General features: G+C 72.0%; 13 protein-coding genes and 3 pseudogenes. 10 read left to right on the forward strand and 6 right to left on the reverse strand.

Translation table 11 applies throughout. The annotated features are described in order from the left end of the window. Positions 1–15: 15 nt before the first annotated feature. Entirely contained in the window at positions 16–798 is a 783-nt protein-coding gene (locus tag AB8998_RS00690; RefSeq protein WP_369736338.1) for a DUF2470 domain-containing protein, read from the reverse strand. Between the two features lie 82 nt (positions 799–880). On the opposite strand from AB8998_RS00690, the gene pheA reads away from it, so the two are divergent. Both pheA and AB8998_RS00700 read left to right on the forward strand, forming a co-directional pair. Further along, the gene (gene pheA / locus AB8998_RS00695; RefSeq protein WP_369736339.1) at positions 881–1,819 is read left to right on the forward strand and encodes a prephenate dehydratase; all 939 of its coding nucleotides are present in this window, start codon (positions 881–883) and stop codon (positions 1,817–1,819) included. Continuing rightward, positions 1,816–2,502, forward strand: coding sequence for a histidine phosphatase family protein (locus AB8998_RS00700; protein ID WP_369736340.1), 687 nt, complete (start codon positions 1,816–1,818; stop codon positions 2,500–2,502). Before pheA ends, AB8998_RS00700 begins: the two co-directional genes overlap by 4 nt. Position 2,503: 1 nt before the next feature. Here AB8998_RS00700 and AB8998_RS00705 read toward each other — a convergent pair whose 3' ends face one another. From AB8998_RS00705 to AB8998_RS00715, 3 genes are all read right to left on the reverse strand, one after another. Beyond that, positions 2,504–2,695, reverse strand: coding sequence for a hypothetical protein (locus AB8998_RS00705; protein WP_369736341.1), 192 nt, complete (start codon positions 2,693–2,695; stop codon positions 2,504–2,506). Between the two features lie 68 nt (positions 2,696–2,763). Continuing rightward, positions 2,764–3,114 (reverse strand): metallopeptidase family protein, encoded by a 351-nt coding sequence (locus tag AB8998_RS00710; protein ID WP_369736342.1) that lies wholly within the window; start codon positions 3,112–3,114, stop codon positions 2,764–2,766. 4 nt (positions 3,115–3,118) lie between these two features. Beyond that, positions 3,119–4,378 carry a septum formation family protein gene (locus AB8998_RS00715; RefSeq protein WP_369736344.1) on the reverse strand — a complete coding sequence of 420 codons (1,260 nt, stop codon included), beginning with the start codon at positions 4,376–4,378 and terminating at the stop codon, positions 3,119–3,121. A gap of 114 nt (positions 4,379–4,492) precedes the next feature. Between AB8998_RS00715 and serS the strand changes: the two are divergent. Further along, positions 4,493–5,750: pseudogene (serS, locus tag AB8998_RS00720) on the forward strand (serine--tRNA ligase). A gap of 13 nt (positions 5,751–5,763) precedes the next feature. Further along, the gene (locus AB8998_RS00725) at positions 5,764–6,849 is read left to right on the forward strand and encodes a GGDEF domain-containing protein (protein ID WP_369736345.1); all 1,086 of its coding nucleotides are present in this window, start codon (positions 5,764–5,766) and stop codon (positions 6,847–6,849) included. A gap of 4 nt (positions 6,850–6,853) precedes the next feature. Here AB8998_RS00725 and AB8998_RS00730 read toward each other — a convergent pair whose 3' ends face one another. After that, the gene (locus AB8998_RS00730) at positions 6,854–7,345 is read right to left on the reverse strand and encodes a DUF2834 domain-containing protein (RefSeq protein WP_369736346.1); all 492 of its coding nucleotides are present in this window, start codon (positions 7,343–7,345) and stop codon (positions 6,854–6,856) included. A gap of 70 nt (positions 7,346–7,415) precedes the next feature. On the opposite strand from AB8998_RS00730, the gene AB8998_RS00735 reads away from it, so the two are divergent. Both AB8998_RS00735 and AB8998_RS00740 read left to right on the forward strand, forming a co-directional pair. Beyond that, positions 7,416–8,039 (forward strand): TetR/AcrR family transcriptional regulator, encoded by a 624-nt coding sequence (locus AB8998_RS00735; RefSeq protein ID WP_369736347.1) that lies wholly within the window; start codon positions 7,416–7,418, stop codon positions 8,037–8,039. A gap of 66 nt (positions 8,040–8,105) precedes the next feature. Beyond that, positions 8,106–9,680, forward strand: coding sequence for a phytoene desaturase family protein (locus AB8998_RS00740; protein WP_369736348.1), 1,575 nt, complete (start codon positions 8,106–8,108; stop codon positions 9,678–9,680). Here AB8998_RS00740 and AB8998_RS00745 read toward each other — a convergent pair. Continuing rightward, positions 9,677–11,406: pseudogene (locus AB8998_RS00745) on the reverse strand (AMP-binding protein). The gene AB8998_RS00740 and the pseudogene AB8998_RS00745 overlap by 4 nt on opposite strands. 213 nt (positions 11,407–11,619) lie before the next feature. Between AB8998_RS00745 and AB8998_RS00750 the strand changes: the two are divergent. From AB8998_RS00750 to AB8998_RS00765, 4 genes and pseudogenes are all read left to right on the forward strand, one after another. Further along, positions 11,620–13,809, forward strand: a pseudogene (locus AB8998_RS00750) (acyltransferase domain-containing protein); the annotation flags it as partial. 114 nt (positions 13,810–13,923) lie between these two features. After that, positions 13,924–14,130, forward strand: a complete 207-nt coding sequence (locus tag AB8998_RS00755; protein ID WP_369741366.1) for an acyl carrier protein — start codon at positions 13,924–13,926, stop codon at positions 14,128–14,130. A gap of 16 nt (positions 14,131–14,146) precedes the next feature. Then, entirely contained in the window at positions 14,147–15,586 is a 1,440-nt protein-coding gene (locus AB8998_RS00760; protein WP_369736349.1) for a condensation domain-containing protein, read from the forward strand. Between the two features lie 19 nt (positions 15,587–15,605). Then, on the forward strand, positions 15,606–18,797 hold the full coding sequence (locus tag AB8998_RS00765) for an MMPL/RND family transporter (protein ID WP_369736350.1): 3,192 nt from the start codon (positions 15,606–15,608) through the stop codon (positions 18,795–18,797). Positions 18,798–18,806: the final 9 nt, after the last annotated feature.

The following is an 18,806-nucleotide window of genomic DNA, read 5'->3' on the forward strand; positions in this document are numbered from 1 at the left end:
CCCGACAATTTAGCTTTAGCGGCGGGCGCGCAACCCGTTGACGAACGGGCAACCCATCAGCACGCGGATCGCCCGGCTAAGGCCGGGCATGTCGCGCGCGGGCTGGTGGAAGGGCAGCCGGACGTCGCGGTCGCCGTCGTCGGCTTCGACGCGGAACCGCACGCCGTAGCGGTCGAGCCCCAGGGGACGGACGCGGCCGCGGCGCAGCGGCGCCGGCAACCGCGACACCAGCCGCGCCACGACGTCGCTGTGGGCGGTGTCGAGGTGCCACAGCAACGTCGATTCGATCGCGCAGAACGGGTCGGGCCGGGCAGCCAGCAGGTCCGCCGCGTCGACCGCCTCGGCGCCGGTGGCGTCGGCGACCACGACCGAGGCGATCTCGAGTCGCAGCAGGTCGTAGCGGCCGCAGTCCCCGGAGCGCCGGGACCCGGGGGTGCGCACCGCCAGCAGCGCGGGATTCGGGTCCTCGGAGGCGACCTGGTCGAGCAGGCCGGTGACGGCGCACGGCGGTACCTCCCGCATCCGGCCGCGCACCCAGACCAGGGACCGGACCGGCTCCCGCAGCGGCAGCGGCGCGTAGTCGGTCAGCTCCAGCACGGCCTGGGAGCCGCAGACGCCGCGGCCGGCAGCGACCGCGACGGCGAACGACCCGTCGGGCAGCAGGTGATGCACGGGCGTGGCGACCGGCGCCTCGCCCGCGCGGCCCGTCTCCAGGGCGAGCAGCGCGCCATCTGCCCGGGCGCACGCGCTGCGGATCCGTTCGGCGGTCGTCGGCGCGGCGACGGGCAACGGTGACATCCAACCTCCTTAGGTAAGCCTAAGTTAAATTACGATGAGGGAGGCCGCAAGGCCAGCGGCCGGCTGCCGTTAGGGTTTGGGTGTGGTCCGCATCGCATACCTCGGCCCCGAAGGCACCTTCACCGAGGCCGCGCTGCTGGAGATGACGGCGGCCGGCCTGGTTCCCGCCCAGCCGCCGGACGGGATGCGGCGGCTGCCGATGGACAGCACGCCCGCGGCGCTCGACGCCGTCCGCGACGGCGCCGCCGAGTTCGCCTGCGTGCCGATCGAGAACTCGATCGACGGATCGGTGATGTCCACTCTGGACAGTCTGGCGATCGGTGCGCCGCTGCAGGTCTTCGCGGAGACGACCCTGGACGTGGCGTTCAGCATCGTCGTCGGGGCGAACCGTGACACCGGCCCCGGCGCCCCGGACGTGCGCACGCTGGCGGCCTTTCCCGTGGCCGCGGCCCAGGTGCGGCGCTGGCTGGACGCCCATCTGCCGGGTGCCGAGCTGCGCCCGGCCTACTCCAACGCCGACGCGGCGCGGCAGGTGGCCGACGGCCTGGTGGACGCCGCGGTCACCTCGCCCCTGGCCGCCGCCCGCTGGGGCCTGGGCGTGCTGGCCGCCGGCGTCGTCGACGAACCCAACGCCCGCACCCGCTTCGTGCTGACCGGTCCGCCCGGGCCCCCGCCGGCCCGAACCGGCGCGGACCGCACGTCGGTGGTGCTGCGCATCGACAACGCCCCCGGCGCGTTGCTGGCCGCGCTGGCCGAGTTCGGCATCCGCGGCATCGACCTCACCCGCATCGAGTCCCGGCCCACCCGAACCGAACTGGGCACCTACCTGTTCTTCGTCGACTGCGCCGGCCACCTCGACGACGACGCCGTCGCCGAGGCACTCAAAGCGCTGCACCGTCGTTGTGTCGATGTGCGATATCTGGGTTCTTGGCCGACGGGTGCGGCCGCCGGGGTGGTGCCGCCGCCCGCCGACGAGGCCTCGCGCTGGCTGACGGGCCTGCGGGAGGGGAGGCCGTCGTGAGCGGGCGCCTGGTGCTGCTGCGGCACGGCCAGTCCTACAGCAACGTCGAGCGCAGGCTCGACACGCGGCCGCCGGGGGCGGAGCTGACGCCGCTGGGGCGCGACCAGGCCCATACGTTCGCCCAGGAATCGGGGCGCCCGGCGCTGCTCGCGCATTCCGTGGCGGTGCGGGCGTCGCAGACCGCCGCGGTGATCGGTGCCACCCTCGACATGTCCGCGACCGAGCTCGCCGGCATCCACGAGGTGCAGGTGGGCGAGCTGGAGGGCCGCAGCGACGACGGGGCCGTGGCGGAGTTCAACGCCGTCTACGAGCGGTGGCATCGCGGCGAACTCGACGTGGCGTTGCCCGGCGGCGAGAGCGCCAACGACGTGCTGGACCGTTACGTGCCGGTGCTCACCGAGTTGCGTCTGCGCTACCTCGACGACCACCAGTGGGGCGGCGACATCGTCGTCGTCAGTCACGGCGCGGCGATCCGCCTCGTTTCGGCGGTGCTGGCCGGCGTGGACGGGAACTTCGCCCTGGACAACCACCTGGACAACGCCGAGTCGGTGGTCCTCTCCCCGATCACCGACGGCCGGTGGAGTTGCGTGCGGTGGGCGAGCCTGACGCCGCCGTTCTACCCCGAAGCCGAGGCCAGCCCCGTCGCCGACGCGGTGCGCTCGAGCACCGATCCGATGGGCTGACTCAGACGGCCACCGCGACCGACTCGGTGCATCCGCAACCGACGGCGTCGCAGTCGATGACGAAGGTGTGCGGCAACAGCTCGGGGGCGAAGCAGTCCGGCTCGGTGCATTCCGACCGGCGCAGCGCGTGGCGAATGATCGTGCCGTGACAGTGGTGCAAGCCCTCCCGGCAGTCGCGGCATTCGTGGCTCATACGCCGTTCATAGCACTGGCCACCGACAAAGCCTCGGCGCCGCGCCCGGGCGGCGCGGCGTGGGCCGCTCAGGCCCAGCCCAGTTCCTCCAACCGCTCGTCGTCGATGCCGAAGTGGTGGGCGATCTCGTGGATGACCGTGATCGCCACCTCCTCGGCGACGTCGTCGTCACACGCGCACGCGTCCAGCAGCGGCTCGCGGTAGATCGTGATGGCGTCCGGCAGCGTGCCGGCGTAGTCGGAGTCCCGCTCGGTCAGCGCCACGCCCTCGTAGAGGCCGAGGAGTCCGGGATCGTCGGGGTGGCGGTCTTCGACCAGGATCACGACGTTGTCCATCGCGGCGGCCAGCTCGGGCGGGATCAGGTCGAGCGCTTCGCAGACCAGTTCGTCGAAGCGTTGCGGATCCATCCGCACCGGCACGCGCCTAGCCCCCCGGCGCGGCCTCGGCAGGCGGCGCCCCGCCGTCCGGCGGGGGTGGTGCATCCTGCGGCGGCGGGGCCTGGGGTGGCGGCGCGACCGGCTGCTGGTGCGGAAGGTGCTGGTTGTTTGGCGGGATCGGGTTCGCCGGTGCGCTGGGCTGGGCGGCCGGCGCCTGCACCGGGATCGGCGGCAGCGTGAGCCGCTCCTCCGGGATGTCCGGCGGCGGCATCGGCGGCTGACCGTTGATGAGCAGGTCGCCCTTGGCGCTGTTGACCAGCGTGGCCCAGCCGCCGGTGCCCAGCGTCGTGCCGATGCTGCACGCGACCTCCCGGCTGCCCGCCGACCAGCTGGGCAGGGCGACGGTCGGATAGATCAGCGTCAACGTGGTGGTGCGCAGCTTGATGGGCGCCAGGTAGGCGTCGGTCATCTTGGTGCACGCGTCCTTGATGAAGCCGTCCTGGTCGGGCTCCGCGGGCAGGGGCCCGGGGAACTTCTCGCCCAGGTTCACCGTACCGGTGACTTCCATCGCGTGCGGGGCGGCGCAGTCGACCGGGACGTCGACCGGCTGGTTGGTGGCCGGGTCGATGCCCAGACAGGTACCCGCGGGCCACACCTTGGACTGGTCGATGTCGGCGACCTTGCCCTTGAAGACCTGCTGCTGGTTGTTCGCGCCGGGTAACTGCAGCCCGCACAGCATCCGGCGGTCCCCCGACTGCCGCCAGGCCCGGTCACCCGGCCACAGCAGGCTCACCGTGAACCTGCTGTTGGGGTCGAACTTGGTTCCGAGGTAGTTGCGGACGGCGGGCTCGCATTGCTCCTGCGTGATCTGCTGGATGCGGGCCGGCGACGGCGGTTCGGCCTTCGAACCGTATTCCGAGCCCGGGAAAGTCCGCATGTCGACGGACTCGGCGACCTCGAACTTGTGGTCGTCGGCGCAGTTGACGATGGTCGCCGACTCCGGGCTGAGGTCTGGCCACATCAGGCAGTCGCCGGCCCCGGCGCGGTTGAAGGCGGCGTCGCTCTTGGTGCCCGTGCTGGGGACCGGGTCGGCATCGATGTAACCGGCCAGCCGCCCCGGCCCGGTGCCGCCCACCGGGATGGCGGTGACCAGCCCGGCGATCATCAGGCCGCCGAGCGCGGTGAGCAGCAGGCCGCGCCGCGTGGCCCGCGCCCGCACGGCGCGCAGCGTGCGTGGCCAGCCCGGTCCAGGCGAATCGCTGGATTCCGGGGCTTCGGGCACGGGCGCTTCCGACATCCGCTCCATTCTGACAGCAGCCGCACAGCCGGGTGACCAATGTGGCGGATGTAGTTTTGTGGGATCGAACTGGGCGGGGACGCTCCGACATCGGGCCGCGACGCCGAAAGTAGTCTCAGGGCCGTGATCGACCTGAAGCTGCTCCGGGAGGACCCCGACGCCGTACGCCGTTCCCAAATCAGCCGCGGGGAGGACCCGGCGCTGGTGGACGCCCTGCTGGCCGCCGACGCCGCGCGCCGGGCGGCGATCTCGACGGCCGACTCGTTGCGCGCCGAGCAGAAGGCCGCCAGCAAGAGTGTGGGCTCCGCCTCGCCCGAGGAGCGCCCGGCCCGGTTGCAGCGCGCCAAGGAACTCGCCGAGCAGGTCAAGACCGCCGAATCCGATCAGGCCGAGGCCGAGGCGGCGTTCACCGCCGCACCTGGCGATCCCGAACGTGATCGTCGACGGGGTCCCGGCCGGCGGGGAGGCGGATTTCGCCGTCCTCGACGTCGTCGGCGAGCCGGCGGCGATCGACGACCCGAAGGACCACCTGGAGCTCGGGGAGTCGCTCGGCCTCATCGACATGCAGCGCGGCGCCAAGGTGTCGGGCTCCCGGTTCTACTTCCTGACCGGCCGCGGGGCGCTGCTGCAGCTGGGTCTGCTGCAGTTGGCGCTGCGGCTGGGCGTCGAGAACGGGTTCGTCCCGATGATCCCGCCGGTGCTGGTGCGCCCCGAGGTGATGGCCGGCACCGGATTCCTCGGCGCCCACGCCGACGAGGTGTACCGGGTCGAGGCCGACGACCTGTACCTGGTGGGCACCTCGGAGGTGCCGCTGGCCGGCTACCACGCCGACGAGATCGTGGACCTCTCCGGCGGCCCGCTGCGGTACGCGGGCTGGTCGTCGTGCTTCCGGCGGGAGGCCGGCAGCTACGGCAAGGACACCCGCGGCATCATCCGGGTGCACCAGTTCGACAAGGTCGAAGGGTTCGTCTACTGCGTGCCCGAGGACGCCGAGTCCGAGCACCAGCGGCTGCTGGGCTGGCAGCGCCAGATGCTGGCGCAGATCGAGGTGCCGTACCGGGTGATCGACGTCGCCGCGGGCGACCTCGGCTCGTCGGCCGCCCGCAAATTCGACTGCGAGGCGTGGGTGCCCACCCAGGGGACCTACCGCGAGCTGACGTCGACGTCGAATTGCACCACCTTCCAGGCGCGCCGGCTGTCGACCCGCTACCGCGACGGGAACGGCAAGCCGCAGACCGCGGCCACCCTCAACGGCACGTTGGGCACCACGCGCTGGCTGGTCGCGATCCTGGAGAACCACCAGCAGCCCGACGGCAGCGTGCGGGTCCCGGAGGCGCTGGTCCCGTTCGTCGGCGCCGAGGTCCTGGAGCCGCGGGCCTGAGAGGGTGAGCACGATGGGCTGGGTCGGTCTGTGGTGGCGCCAGACCGATCACTACGAACAACTGACCGCCCACCTGCGGACCCGCGGGATGGCCGGACTCATCCGCGCCACCGTCTCGCTGATCGCCGCCGGGCTGGCCCTCATCGTGCTAGCGACGGTGTGGACCCCCACCGGGCCGCGGGGGACCGTGCCGGTCGCCTGCGCGCTGCTCGCCTGCGTTGCCGCCGCGACGGTCGCGGCGGTGTGGGCGCTGCGCTGGCCGTCGGGGGGCCTGGCGGTGCGGCTGGCCGTGCTGGCCAACACCGCCGTCGCGCTGGTCGCGCTGGCCCAGAGCCATCCCGTCGCGGCGCTGCTCGCGTGCACGATGTTCGCGACCATCGCCTGTTACGTCGCGCTGTTCCACACGGCGCCGTTGATGGCCTACAACTTCGCGATCGCCGCCGTGGTCGGCGCCGTCGAGGCCGCCCGGATCGCCGCCCGCTACGGCGTGGTCGCCGCGGGGTGCGGTTACTCGGTAGTGCTGATCCTGAACGTGGCGGTGCTGTTCGGCGTCCAGGCCGTGGTGCACGTGCTGCGCACCGACGCGGTGCGCGCCGAGCGCGACCAGCTCACCGGCCTGCTCAACCGGCGCGCGTTCCGGCGGCGCGCCAAGGCGCGGTTGGAGGAGCAGCGGGCCGGGTCCGGGCACCTCGTCGTCACCGTGATCGACCTGGACCGCTTCAAACTGCTCAACGACAGCTACGGGCACAGCACCGGCGACGAAGCGTTGGTGTCGGTGGCGCAGGCGTTGCGCAGCGGCGCCGGCGGCACCGCGGTCATCGGGCGTGCGGGCGGCGAGGAGTTCATGGTGGCCGACGCCTGGCGCCCGGACGAGGTGCCGGTGCGGGCGAAGCGGCTCTGCGACGCGATCGCCGCGCTGCCCTTCGGCGTCACCGCCAGCGTCGGCACCGCCGGCGTGCACGGGCGGTTCGCGGACCGGGCCGCCGAAGTCCTGCTCGCCGACCTGATCTCGGCGGCCGACGCCGCGATGTACGCGGCCAAACGGCGCGGCGGCAATCAGGTCGGCCGCCACGTGTCCCTGACGCCTGAAGGGCCCTGAAGTGTTAGGCGTCCACGGTCGTCGGCGCGGTGGCCGAATGCGCGTGCCGGTGCCGGCGCTCGAGGGTGGCGAAGTAGAAGGCGAACGCGAAGGCGAAGCTGGTGAACAGGCTCGACACAAAGTACAGCCACGGATGCCGCAACCCACGGCGGCGGCCGTCGACGATCGTGAACAGCGGCAGCAGGATCACGTTGGCGATCGTGTAGTCCTGGCCGGCCGAGCTGGCCGCGGGGTTGGTGAACATCAGCCGGATGTAGTCCGACCAGCTGCCGGGTCCCCACAGCGGGTTCGTCGACCCGTGTGCGTATTGCCGCACGAAATGGATGTTGAACCACCAGCCCAGCACGACCGAGGCGATGCCGACGGCGTAATAGACGAGTTCCAGCGGGGAGAACGTCGGGCCGCCGGCGGGGCGGGCGAAGGCCGCCGAGTTCGACGTGACGATCCAGCCGATGACGGCAAGCCCGAGAATCGCGTGCACGAGAAGCGAGACCATGGGCGCAGTTTCGCCGCGCCCGTCAGTTTTTGTCAATAATGACATAACTGCGGTGGGGTAGGTTAGCGCCATGGCCAGGACCGCGCAGACCGCGCGCAGCGAGCGCACCCGGGAGGCGCTGCGCCAGGCCGCGATGGTGCGATTCCTGGCCCAGGGCGTCGAGGACACGTCGGCCGAGCAGATCGCCGCCGACGCGGGGGTGTCGCTGCGGACCTTCTATCGCCATTTCAAGTCCAAGCACGATTTGCTGTTCGCCGACTACGACGCCGGGCTGCACTGGTTTCGCGCCGCGCTGGACGCCCGGCCGGCCGACGAGGCGATCATCGACTCGGTGCAGGCGGCCATCTTCTCGTTCCCCTACGACGTGGACGCCGTCACCAAAATCGCCTCGCTGCGCGAGGGCGAGCTCGACCCGGGCCGGATCGTCCGGCACATTCAGGAGGTCCAGGCGGATTTCGCCGACGCCGTGCAGGCGCAACTGCAGCGCCGTAGCTGTGCGGCGGGGGAGCGCGGTCCGTCGCCGGACGCCCGGCTGCACATCGCGGTGACCGCGCGCTGCATCGCGGCCGCGGTGTTCGGGGCGATGGAGGTCTGGATGGTCGGCGACGATCGCTCGCTCGGCGAGCTGGCGCGGGTGTGCCGCGCGGCGCTGGAGTCGTTGCGGGCCGGCATCACCGGCACGGGGATCACCTGAGGCAACTTTCGTCATAATTGACAAAACTTTGGGTTAGTGCCAGCCTCCCATCCTGGAGGGCTGGACATGACTGATGCTGGAACTGACGTTGACGCGATCGTCATCGGTGCCGGGCACAACGGGCTGACCGCGGCGGTGCTGCTGCAGAAGGCGGGTCTGCGGACCGTGTGCCTGGACGCCAAGCTCTACGCCGGTGGGATGGCCTCCACCGTGGAGCTTTTCGATGGCTACGAGTTCGAGATCGCCGGGTCGGTGCAGTTCCCGACCTCGTCGGAGGTGGTGGAGGAACTCGGCCTGGACACGCTGCCGACGATCGACCTGGACGTCATGTCGGTCGCGCTGCGCGGCGTCGGCGACGACCCGCTGGTCCAGTACAGCGACCCGATCAAGCTGTTCACCCACCTCAACGAGGTGCACGGGGCCGACGCGGTCAACGGCATGGCGGGGCTGATGGCGTGGAGTCAGGCGCCGACGCGGGCGCTGGGCCGCTTCGAGGCCGGCACCGAGCCGAAGACCTACGACGAGATGTACGCCTGCGCCACCAACGAATTCGAGCGCTCGGCGATCGACGACATGCTGTTCGGATCGGTGACCGACGTGCTGGACCGTTACCTGCCGGACCGCGAGAAGCACGCCGCGCTGCGCGGCTCGATGACGGTGCTGGCCGTCAACACCCTCTACCGCGGGCCGGCCACGCCCGGCAGCGCGGCGGCGTTGGCGTTCGGCCTGGGCGTTCCCGACGGGGCCACCATGCAGATGAAGAAGCTGCGTGGCGGCATCGGCGCGCTCACCGCGCACCTGTGCGAGCTGCTCGAGAGCCTCGGCGGCGAGGTGCGGCTGCGCACCAAAGTGACCGAGATCCTGGTCTCCGGCGGCCGGGTGACCGGCGTGCGCACCGAGGGGGGCGACACCATCGCCGCCCCGATTGTGGTGTCGGGCATCGCGCCCGACGTGACGGTCAACGAGCTGATCGACCCGGCCGCCGTGCCCGCCGACATCCGCGCCCGCTACGCGCGCACCGACCACCGCGGCAGCTACCTGCAGATGCATTTCGCGCTGGGCGAGGCCCCGGCGTTCGCCGCGCCCTACGAGGGGCTCAACGAGCCGGCCATGCAGGCGTCGATCGGGCTGTTCTGCACGCCCGAGGAGGTGCAGCAGCAGTGGGAGGACTGCCGGCGCGGCATCGTCCCGGCCGACCCGACCGTGGTGTTGCAGATCCCGTCGCAGAACGACCCCGACCTGGCGCCGCCGGGCAAGCACGCCGCCTCGGCCTTCGCGCTGTGGTTCCCCATCGAGGGCGCCGCCGATTACGGCCAGGCCAGGATCGAGATGGGTCAGCGCGTGATCGACAAGGTCACCCGGCTCGCAGCGAACTTCGAACGCAGCATCATCCGGCACACCACGTTCACGCCCCGGCACATGGGCGTGATGTTCGGCGCGCCGGGCGGCGACTACTGCCACGGCCTGCTCAACCCAGACCAGATCGGACCCAACCGCCCGGGCCCCAAAGGGTTTGTCGGGCAGCCTCTTCCGATCGACGGGTTGTACCTGGGCAGTGCGGGCTGCCACGGCGGGCCGGGGATCACCTTCATCCCCGGCTACAACGCCGGCCGCGCGGCGCTCGACGAACGGCGCGGCTAGCAGTCCAGGCGGGCGAACCGGCCGCTTCGGTAGAGGCGGGCGCACTCCGCTCGCCGGACCTTGCCGCTCGTGGTGATCGGGATGGAGCCGGGGGAGACCGGCACGACGTCGGAGACGCCCACGCCGTGCGACGTCGAGACCGCCGCGGTCACCTCCCGCGAGAGGGCTTCGAGCCGGCCGGCGTCCGCGCCGCCGCGCGCCCCGACCTCGACCACGGCGACCAGTCTCTCGGTGTGCTCGCCCGGGACCGCGATCGCCGCGCAGCGGCCCCGGGTGACCTCCTGGATCGTCGCCTCGATGTCGTCGGGTGAGTGGTTGCGCCCGTAGACGATCAACAGGTCCTTGATGCGGCCGAGCACGAAAAGTTGGCCCGCGGAGACGACTCCGGAGTCGCCGGTTCGCAGCCAGGGCGATTCGGGCGTGCCCGGCGACGGCGCGACGATCCGTGCGCCGAAGGTCCGCCCGGTCTCGTCCGGACGCCGCCAATACCCGGCGGCGACGTTGTCGCCGTGCACCCAGATCTCGCCCACGACGCCCTCCGGGCACTCGGTGCGGGTCTGGCCATCGACGATCCGCACGAGCGGTGCCGCCCGCAGCGGTAGCTCACCAGCGCGGCGCCCGAGTCGGCCGGGCACCGCACGGCGCGTCCCGCGGCAAGTTGCCCGGAATCGAAATGGCCCAGCGTCGCCGGCCGGCCGGGATCGCCGGTCGCCACGTACACCGTGGCTTCGGCGAGCCCGTAGGACGGGCGGAGGACCGAGTCGCGCAGGTTGTGGCGGGCGAAGCGCTCGGCGAAGCGCCGCAGTGTCGCCGGTTGTACGCGTTCGCTACCGCTGAGGATGGTGTGCACGCCGCCGAGGTCGAGGCCGGCCAGGTCGTCGTCCGACGTCTTGCGTGCGGCCAGCTCGAACGCGAAATTGGGTGCCGCCGAAAACGACTGGGAATTGGTCGCCAGCAATTGCAGCCACCGGGCAGGCCGTTGCAGAAAAGAAGCCGGACTTGTGAGCACGGCGGGAAATCCGCCCAATATCGGTGCGCAAACTCCGAGCACCAAACCCATGTCGTGAAAAAACGGCAGCCACGACACGACGGTGAGGTCCAACGGTGCGGCGCCCCCGCTGTCGGCGAAATAGCCGGACATCAGCTGCGCGAAATTCGCCAGCAAGTTCTCGTGGGAAATCATCACCCCCGCCGGCCGCCGCGTCGATCCCGACGTGTACTGCAGGTAGGCGGTGTCGGCGAAATCCGGGCGCCCGCAACCAGATTTCATCGCGGAGCCCCCACTCAGCGAATCGACTTCGATGATCGAGGTGGCACACGCACCCGGTCCCGCGGTAATCCGCCGAACGACATCGTCGATCACGGCGGACGTCGTGAGAATTGTGGTGGGCGCTGCATCGGCCAGCACGGAGTCGATGCGTTCGTCGGCGGCGCCGCCGACGGGAGCCGAAAGCGGAACCGCGACGATCCCGGCCTCCAACGCGCCCAGAAAAGCAACGATGTAATCGAGTCCCTGCGGCGCGAGAACAACGGCGCGCTCACCCGGTGACGCGCGAAGCGCGAGTTCCCGCGCGACGGTGAGCGCCCGCCGATAAGTCTGCGACCACGTGAGGGTTTCGCTGCTCCCGGCCGGGTCCCGCTCGTAGTCGACGAACGTGAATGCCGTGTCGTCGGGCTGCAGATCGGCGCACTCGCGCAGCATCGCCGAAACGGAACGTTCGATCACGAGGCGCCACCCTACCGCCGGGCGATTTTTCGCCGAACTCACGATTTCGGACTGCACAGGGGAGGCGGCGGCTACGCTGTCGCTCAACTTGGCGCATGCCCCCGGCCTGGATGCGGGGGCGGCGGTGCCGCAGCCGCCCGGCCGGGCCGGAACCGGCTACAACGGCAAACACGCTGGCAACGAAGGGGGTTGACGGACGTGGGCCAGCCACGTGTGACTCCGGTCGCCGTCGTCGGCATGGCGTGCCGGCTGCCGGGGGGCATCGACTCTCCCGAGCTGCTGTGGGCGGCGTTGCTGCGCGGTGAAGACCCGGTCACCGCACCGGCCCGGCCGCGCTGGGACCCGGGCGTCTTCGATTGCGACTTCTTCGGGATCAGCGAGAGCGAGGCCGTCGCGATCGACCCCGGGCAGCGGCTGCTGCTGGAGGTGGCCTGGGAGGCGATGGAGCGCGCCGGCCTGACCGCCGAGGCGCTGGCCGGCTCGGCGACCGGTGTGTTCCTGGGCCCGACGCACGGGCCACACGGGTTGCCGGGCAACGGCTTCGGCACGGCAGCCGGGCGGATCGCCCGCGCCCTGGGGTCGTGCGGCCCGGCGATCACGGTGGACACCGGCTGCTCCTCCGGCCTGGCCGCCGTTCACCTGGCCTGCCGCAGCCTGCACGAGGGCGAGAGCGAGGTCGCGCTGGCCGCGGAGGGATTCGCGCCGGGTGCGGCGTCGGCCGCGCTGGTGCTCAGGCGGTTGCCGGACGCGCTGGCCGACGGGGACCGGGTGCTGGGCGTCATCCGCGGCACGGCCGCCGACCAGGGACCGTCCGCGCCGGTCCCGGGCCGGCTGCCGGCGTCGGCCGTCGCGGGTGTGGACGCGGTCACCGTCGGGATGATCGAGACGCACGGCGCGGGCGTCGAGGCGCCCGGCACCGCCGCGCTGCCGGGGCTGATGAAGGCGGTCCTGGCCGTCGGGCGCGGGGTGCTCCCGCAGGCCACCACACCGTGGCCCGGGCACGGCCGAACACCCCGGCGCGCGGCGGTGTCGTCGTACGCGTCGTCGGGAACCAATGTGCACGCCATCGTCGAACAGGCCCCGCCGCAGGAGGATACGGCAACCGGGTCTGTCGGCCCGGCCGTGTTCCCGGTGTCGGCGTCCTCGCCCGAGGCGCTGCGGGAAACCGCGCACCGGCTCGCCGGCTGGGTGGACGAGCGCGCGCACTTTCTGGTGGCGTCGGATTTGGCCTACACGCTGGCGCGCCGCCGCACGCACCGGTCCGTGCGGACGGCGGTCATCGCCGGCGGCACCGGGGAGCTGGTCGCCGGCCTGCGCGCGGTGGCCGCCGGCGACACCGCGCACCGGCCCGCGGTGGGCCGCGGCGACCGGGGACCGGTGTGGGTGTTCTCCGGCGTGGGCTCGCAGTGGGCGGGGATGGGGGCCGACCTGCTGAGCAACGAACCGGTGTTCGCCGCGACCCTGGCGACGCTGGAGCCGCTGATCGCCGAGGAGTCGGGGTTCTCGGTGACCGCGGCGATGACGGCGCCCGAGGCGGTGGCCGGAATCGAGCGCGTGCAGCCGACCTTGTTCGCCGTGCAGGTGGCGCTGGCCGCCGCCTTGAGGTCGCACGGTGTCGTGCCGGGAGCCGTGATCGGCTATTCGCTCGGCGAGGCCGCGGCGGCCGCGGTGGCGGGAGCGCTGTCGCTGCCGGACGGGGTGCGGCTGGTCTGCCGCGGCGCCCGCTCGCTGGCCACGGTCGCCGCTGCGGTGGCGACGGCGTCGGTGGAGTTGCCCGCGCTGCGCGTGCGTTCGGAACTGACCACCCGCGGCGTCGACGATGTGGTCGTCGCGGCGGTACCCTCGCCGCTGTCCGCGCTGATCGCTGGATCCCCGGAGTCCGTCGGCGCGCTGCTCGCCGCGTGGCGACGGCGGGGGGTGACGGTGCGCGAAGTGGCCGCCGGCGCCGCGGCGCACTCTCCGCACGTCGACCCCGTCCTCGGCGAGCTGTCCGGGGCGCTGGCGGACCTGCGCCCGATGCCCCCGCGGGTGCCGTACTACTCGGCGACCCTGTTCGACCCGCGCGAACGACCGGCGTGCGACGCCGGCTACTGGGTGGACAACCTGCGCCACACCGTGCGGTTCTCCGCGGCGGTGCGCGCCGCTCTGGACGACGGGCACCGCGTCTTCACCGAGCTGTCCCCGCACCCGCTGCTGACCCGCGCCGTCGAGCAGACCGCCGGCAGCGCCGGGATGCCGGTGGCCGCGGTGGCGAGCATGCGGCGCGGGGAACGGCTGCCGCACGGGCTGCGGGGCGTGGTTGCCCGGGTGTACGGTGCGGGTGCGGCGGTGGACTTCTCGGTGCCCTACCCGCACGGTCGCCTGCTGGACGTGCCGCCGCCGGCCTGGACGCGCCGCCGCCTGCCCGACCCCTGCGGCGCCGTCCCGGTCGCGGGGAAGGCGGACGATGACGCCAGGGAACTGCGTGCCGAACTCGACGACCTGCCGCGGCAGGAGTGGCCCGCCCGGATCCGGCGACTGGTGTGTGAGCAGGCCGGCCTGGTCCTGAGTCGCGCGGTCGACCCCGACCGCCCGCTACCCGAGTACGGGCTGGACTCGCTGGGCGCCCTGCAACTGCGCACCAGCCTCGAGGCCGAGACGGGAATCCGGTTGGCGCCCACGGACATCAGCACCACGGCGCGCGGTCTGGCGGACCACCTGTGCGACCAGCTGGCCAGGCGCTGAGAGACAGGAGGCAGCAGTGCGAATAGGGCCACTCGACGTGTCGGCGGTCGGTGACTGGGATCCGGCCCCCGGCTCGTTGGTTTCCTGGCACCCCTCGTCGGCCGCGCGGGCCAAGGCGCTCGACGCGCCGGTGAGTGCCCTGCCGCCCAGCTACATCCAGGCCCGGCATCTGCGCAGCTTCTGCGAGCAGGCCGCCCGGGGTCTGGATCACTCCAGGCTGCTGATCGCCTCGGTCGACGTCGCCGGCCGGTGCGACCTGCGCGCGATGTCGTACGTCATCAACGCCCACCTCCGCCGGCACGACACCTATCGCAGCTGGTTCGACTACCACGACGCCGACCACATCGTGCGGCACACCATCGCGGATGCCGCCGACATCGAGTTCGTCCCCACCCGGCACGGCGCCATGACGAGCCCGCAGCTGCGCGAGCACATCGTGGCCACACCCGGCCCGCTGCACTGGGATTGCTTCAGCTTCGGGGTCATTCAGCGCGCCGAAGGATTCACGTTCTACGCCAGCGTCGACCATCTGCACGCCGACGGGCAGTTCGTCGGGGTGGGGCTCATGGAGTTCCAGACGATGTACGACGCGCTCGTCAGCGGCGGCCCGCCCGTCGGGCTGCCCCCGGCCGGCAGCTATGCGGATTTCTGCGTCCGGCAGCGCGCGTACACCTCGGCGTTGACGCCGGAGTCGCCGGAGGTGGCCGCCTGGATCGATTTCGCCGAGGCCAACGGCGGGACTTTCCCGGCGTTCCCGCTGCCGCTGGGGGACAGGTCGGTGCCCTGCGGCGGCGAGCTGCACAGCGTCACCCTGATGGGCGCGGAGCAGACCGCGCGGTTCGACGCGGCGTGCACCGCCGCCGGTGCCCGTTTCGTCGGGGGCATGTTCGCCTGCATCGCGCTGGCGTTGTACGAATTAACCGGGGCTCCAACATATTTCGGGTTGACCCCCCGTGACACCCGCAGCACCGAGGCGGACTTCAGGACGCAGGGGTGGTACACCGGGCTGATCCCCATCATCGCTCCCGCCGCGGCGTCGTTCGGTGCCGCGGCCCGCGCCGCGCAGGCGTCCTTCGATGCGGGTGGCGACCTCGCGCGGGTGCCATTCGAGCGCGTCGTGGAGCTGGCGCCATCGCTGATCCGGCCCCAGCCGCTGTTCGCCCTGGTGAACTTCTTCGACGCCCAGGTGAGCCCGCTCTCGATGCTGACCAAGATGTTCGAGGGCCTCGATGTCGGCGCGCACAGCGACGGCCGCCTCACCTACCCGCTGAACACGATGGTGGGCCGGTTCGACGAGACCGCGGCGAGCGTGTTGTTCCCCGCCAATCCGGTCGCCCGCGAATCCGTGAGCCGCTATCTGGCGGCGGTCAGGTCGGTGTGCGTCCGGGTCGCCGACACCGAAGGGGCAGCGGCGCAGGGCGACTCGCTCGCGCTGCGGCGGCAGCGGGCGTGCTGACGCCGGGCGTCCCGACGCGATGAACGCGGCCAGCCGATCCGGTGCCGCGGGCGTGTTCCCGCGGCTGGGCCGCGTGGTCGCGCGACGGCCGTGGCTGGTGATCGTGTGCTGGGCCGTGCTCGCGGGCGTCCTGTCGCTGACGATGCCGTCGCTGGAGGAGGTCTCCCAGACCCATCCGGTGGACATCCTGCCGTCCGACGCCCCGTCGGCCGTCGCGAACCAGCGCATGACCGCGGCGTTCCAGGAGGCCGGGCTGGAGAGCCTGGCGGTGGTGGTGCTGGTCGATCCCAAAGGGCTCGGCCCGGCCGACGAGGCCGTCTACCGCACCCTGGTCGGCACGCTGCGCCGGGACACCCGGGATGTGGTGATGCTGCAGGACTTCCTGGCCACCCCACCCCTGCGCGACGTCATGACCAGCAAGGACCATCGGGCCTGGATCCTGCCGGTCGGCCTGCCGGGCGAGTTGAGCTCGCGGCAGTCCAAACAGGCCTACGCGCGGGTCGCCGACATCGTCAAGCGCACCGTCGCGGGCTCCACGCTGACAGCCGAGCTGACCGGGCCCGCGGCCACCGTCGCCGACCTCAACCTGACCGGGCAACGGGACAGGACCCGGATCGAGCTCGCGATCCCGCTGCTGCTGTTCGTCATCCTGCTGGTGATCTACCGCAACCCGGTGACCATGGTGCTGCCGCTGCTGACGATCGGGCTGTCGGTCCTGGTCGCGCAACGCGTGGTGGCCGGCATCGGGACGTTGGGGCTGGGCATCGCCAACCAGGCCGTCATCTTCATGAGCGGCATGATGGTCGGCGCGGGAACCGATTACGCGGTGTTCCTCATCAGCCGCTATCACGACTATCTGCGGCAGGGCGTGGACTCCGATGAGGCGGTGGTGCGGGCGCTGGCCTCGATCGGCAAGGTGATCGCCGCCTCCGCGGCCACCGTCGCGGTCACCTTCCTGGCCATGATCTTCACCCGGCTGGGGATCCTGCGAACCGTCGGCCCGGTGCTGGGCGTCTCGATCGCGGTGGTGTTCCTGGCCGCGGTGACCCTGCTGCCGGCCATGCTGGTGCTCACCGGGCGCCGCGGCTGGACCACGCCGCGCCGCGACCTGACGCGCCGGCTGTGGCGCCGATCCGGGATCCACATCGTGCGGCGCCCAAAGGCGCATCTGCTGGCGAGCGCCCTGGTGCTGCTCGTGCTGGCCGGCTGCGCGGGCATGGCCCACTACAACTTCGACGAACGCAGGAGCCTGCCCTCCTGGGTCGGCAGCGTGCGGGGATACGCCGCCCTGGACCGGCACTTCCCGCCCAACCTGATCGTGCCCGAGTATCTCGTCATCGCGTCGCCGCACGACTTGCGCACGCCCCGAAGCCTTGCCGACCTGGAGGAGACGGCACAGCGGGTCAGCCAGGTGCCCGGTGTCGCGGCGGTGCGGGGCATCACGCGACCCATGGGCCGGCCGCTGGAGCAGGCCAGGACCTCCTGGCAGGCCGGCGAGGTCGGCGGCAAGCTGCAGGAGGGCGCCGAGCAGATCACCGGGCACACCGGAGATCTCGACAAGCTCACCGACGGGGCCACCCTGATGGCGGCCAAGCTGGGCGACGTCCGTGAGCAGGTGAACCGCGCCGTCGCCACGGCGGGCGGGCTCCTCGACGCGCTGTCCTACCTGGGGGACCTCTTCGGCGGCGACCGGACGCTCGCCGAGTTCGACGGCGCGGCGAAACTGGTCGCCGGCATGCGCGCGCTCGGCGAAAGCATCGGCGCGGACGCCGATTTCGTGGCAGACAACTCCGACTGGGCGGCGCCGGTGCTGGGGGCGCTCGACGGCAGCCGGATGTGCGACGACGAGCCGGGCTGCGTCAAGGCGCGGGCACAGTTGCGGCGCATGGTCACCGCGCGCGACGACGGAACCCTCGGCAAGCTCGCCGAGCTGGCGCGGCAGTTGCGCGCGACGCACGCCCTGCAGACCGTCGCGGCCACGGTGTCCGGGCTGCGCCGGGCGCTGCGCACCGTCGCCGGCGCGCTGGGCGCGCTGGGCGCGCTCGGGATGGGTGAGCCCGGCGGCGTGTGGGGCAAGGTCAGCTTCCTGCAGCAGGGGGCCGCGTCCCTGGCCGACGGGAGCCGCCAACTCGCCGACGGGGTGCAGTCGCTGGTCGACCAGGTCAAGAAGATGGGGCTGGGCCTGGGCGAGGCGTCGGACTTTCTGCTGGGCATGCGGGACGACGCGACCACGCCGGCGATGGCGGGCTTCTACATTCCCCGGCAGGTGTTGTCCTACGCCCTCGGCGCGGGGGAGCGGCCCGCCGCGCTACCACCCGGGGCGCGAGAGCTGTTGGGCGGCTTGAACGTCGACGAACTCAAAAAGCTCGCCTCGGCGTTCGTCTCGCCCGACGGGCACGCGGTGCGGTACCTGATCCAGACCAGCCTCGACCCGTTCAGCGGCGCCGCGATGGACCAGGTCCGCGCGATCGCCGCCGCCGCCCGGGGCGCCCTGCCGAACACCACGCTGGCCGACGCCGGCGTCTCGGTGGTGGGCCTGCCCGCCGTGCTCGAGGACACGCGCGACTACTCCGATCACGACGTCCGGCTGATCGTCGTCATGACCGTCTGCATCGTGTTGCTCATCCTGGTCCTGCTGCTGCGAGCCGTCGTCGCGCCGCTGTACCTGATCGGTTCGGTCATCGTGTCCTACCTGGCGGCGCTGGGCGTGGGCGTCATCGTGTTCCAATTCCTGCTCGGCCAGCAGTTGCATTGGAGCGTGCCAGGATTGACCTTCGTCGTGCTCGTCGCCGTGGGTGCGGACTACAACATGCTGCTCATCTCCAGGCTGCGGGAGGAGTCGGCCGCGGGCCTGCGTTCCGGGGTGATCCGCACCGTGGGCTCGACGGGCGGGGTGATCACCGCGGCGGGGCTGATCATGGCCGCCTCGATGTACGGCCTGGTGTTCGCCAGCCTCAGCAGCGTCGTGCAGGACGCCTTCGTCCTGGGCACCGGGCTGCTGCTGGACACCTTCCTGGTCCGCACCGTCACGGTGCCGGCCATCGCGGTGCTGGTCGGCGAGGCGAACTGGTGGCGCCCGTCGGTCCGCTGGCCGCTACGGCGCGACCGCCCCCGCGAGCGCAAACCGCTGCTGCCTGAGGAACTGCGCGTGCCGACCGAGGAGGCCGAGGACCTGATCGGCTTCCGGATGGACCACGGCCTGCGGCTCTAGAGATCCGGG

This window comes from Mycobacterium sp. HUMS_12744610 (genome assembly GCF_041206865.1).
In the GTDB taxonomy this organism is placed as follows: Bacteria; Actinomycetota; Actinomycetes; order Mycobacteriales; family Mycobacteriaceae; genus Mycobacterium; species Mycobacterium servetii.

Bases quoted from the DNA above. Each gene is read 5' to 3' on its own strand.
- AB8998_RS00765 (WP_369736350.1), top strand. From the start codon at position 15,606: ATGAACGCGGCCAGCCGATCCGGTGCCGCGGGCGTGTTCCCGCGGCTG.
- AB8998_RS00735 (WP_369736347.1), top strand. From the start codon at position 7,416: ATGGCCAGGACCGCGCAGACCGCGCGCAGCGAGCGCACCCGGGAGGCG.
- AB8998_RS00705 (WP_369736341.1), bottom strand. From the start codon at position 2,695: ATGAGCCACGAATGCCGCGACTGCCGGGAGGGCTTGCACCACTGTCAC.
- AB8998_RS00730 (WP_369736346.1), bottom strand. From the start codon at position 7,345: ATGGTCTCGCTTCTCGTGCACGCGATTCTCGGGCTTGCCGTCATCGGC.
- AB8998_RS00740 (WP_369736348.1), top strand. From the start codon at position 8,106: ATGACTGATGCTGGAACTGACGTTGACGCGATCGTCATCGGTGCCGGG.
- AB8998_RS00690 (WP_369736338.1), bottom strand. From the start codon at position 798: ATGTCACCGTTGCCCGTCGCCGCGCCGACGACCGCCGAACGGATCCGC.
- AB8998_RS00715 (WP_369736344.1), bottom strand. From the start codon at position 4,378: ATGGAGCGGATGTCGGAAGCGCCCGTGCCCGAAGCCCCGGAATCCAGC.
- AB8998_RS00725 (WP_369736345.1), top strand. From the start codon at position 5,764: ATGGGCTGGGTCGGTCTGTGGTGGCGCCAGACCGATCACTACGAACAA.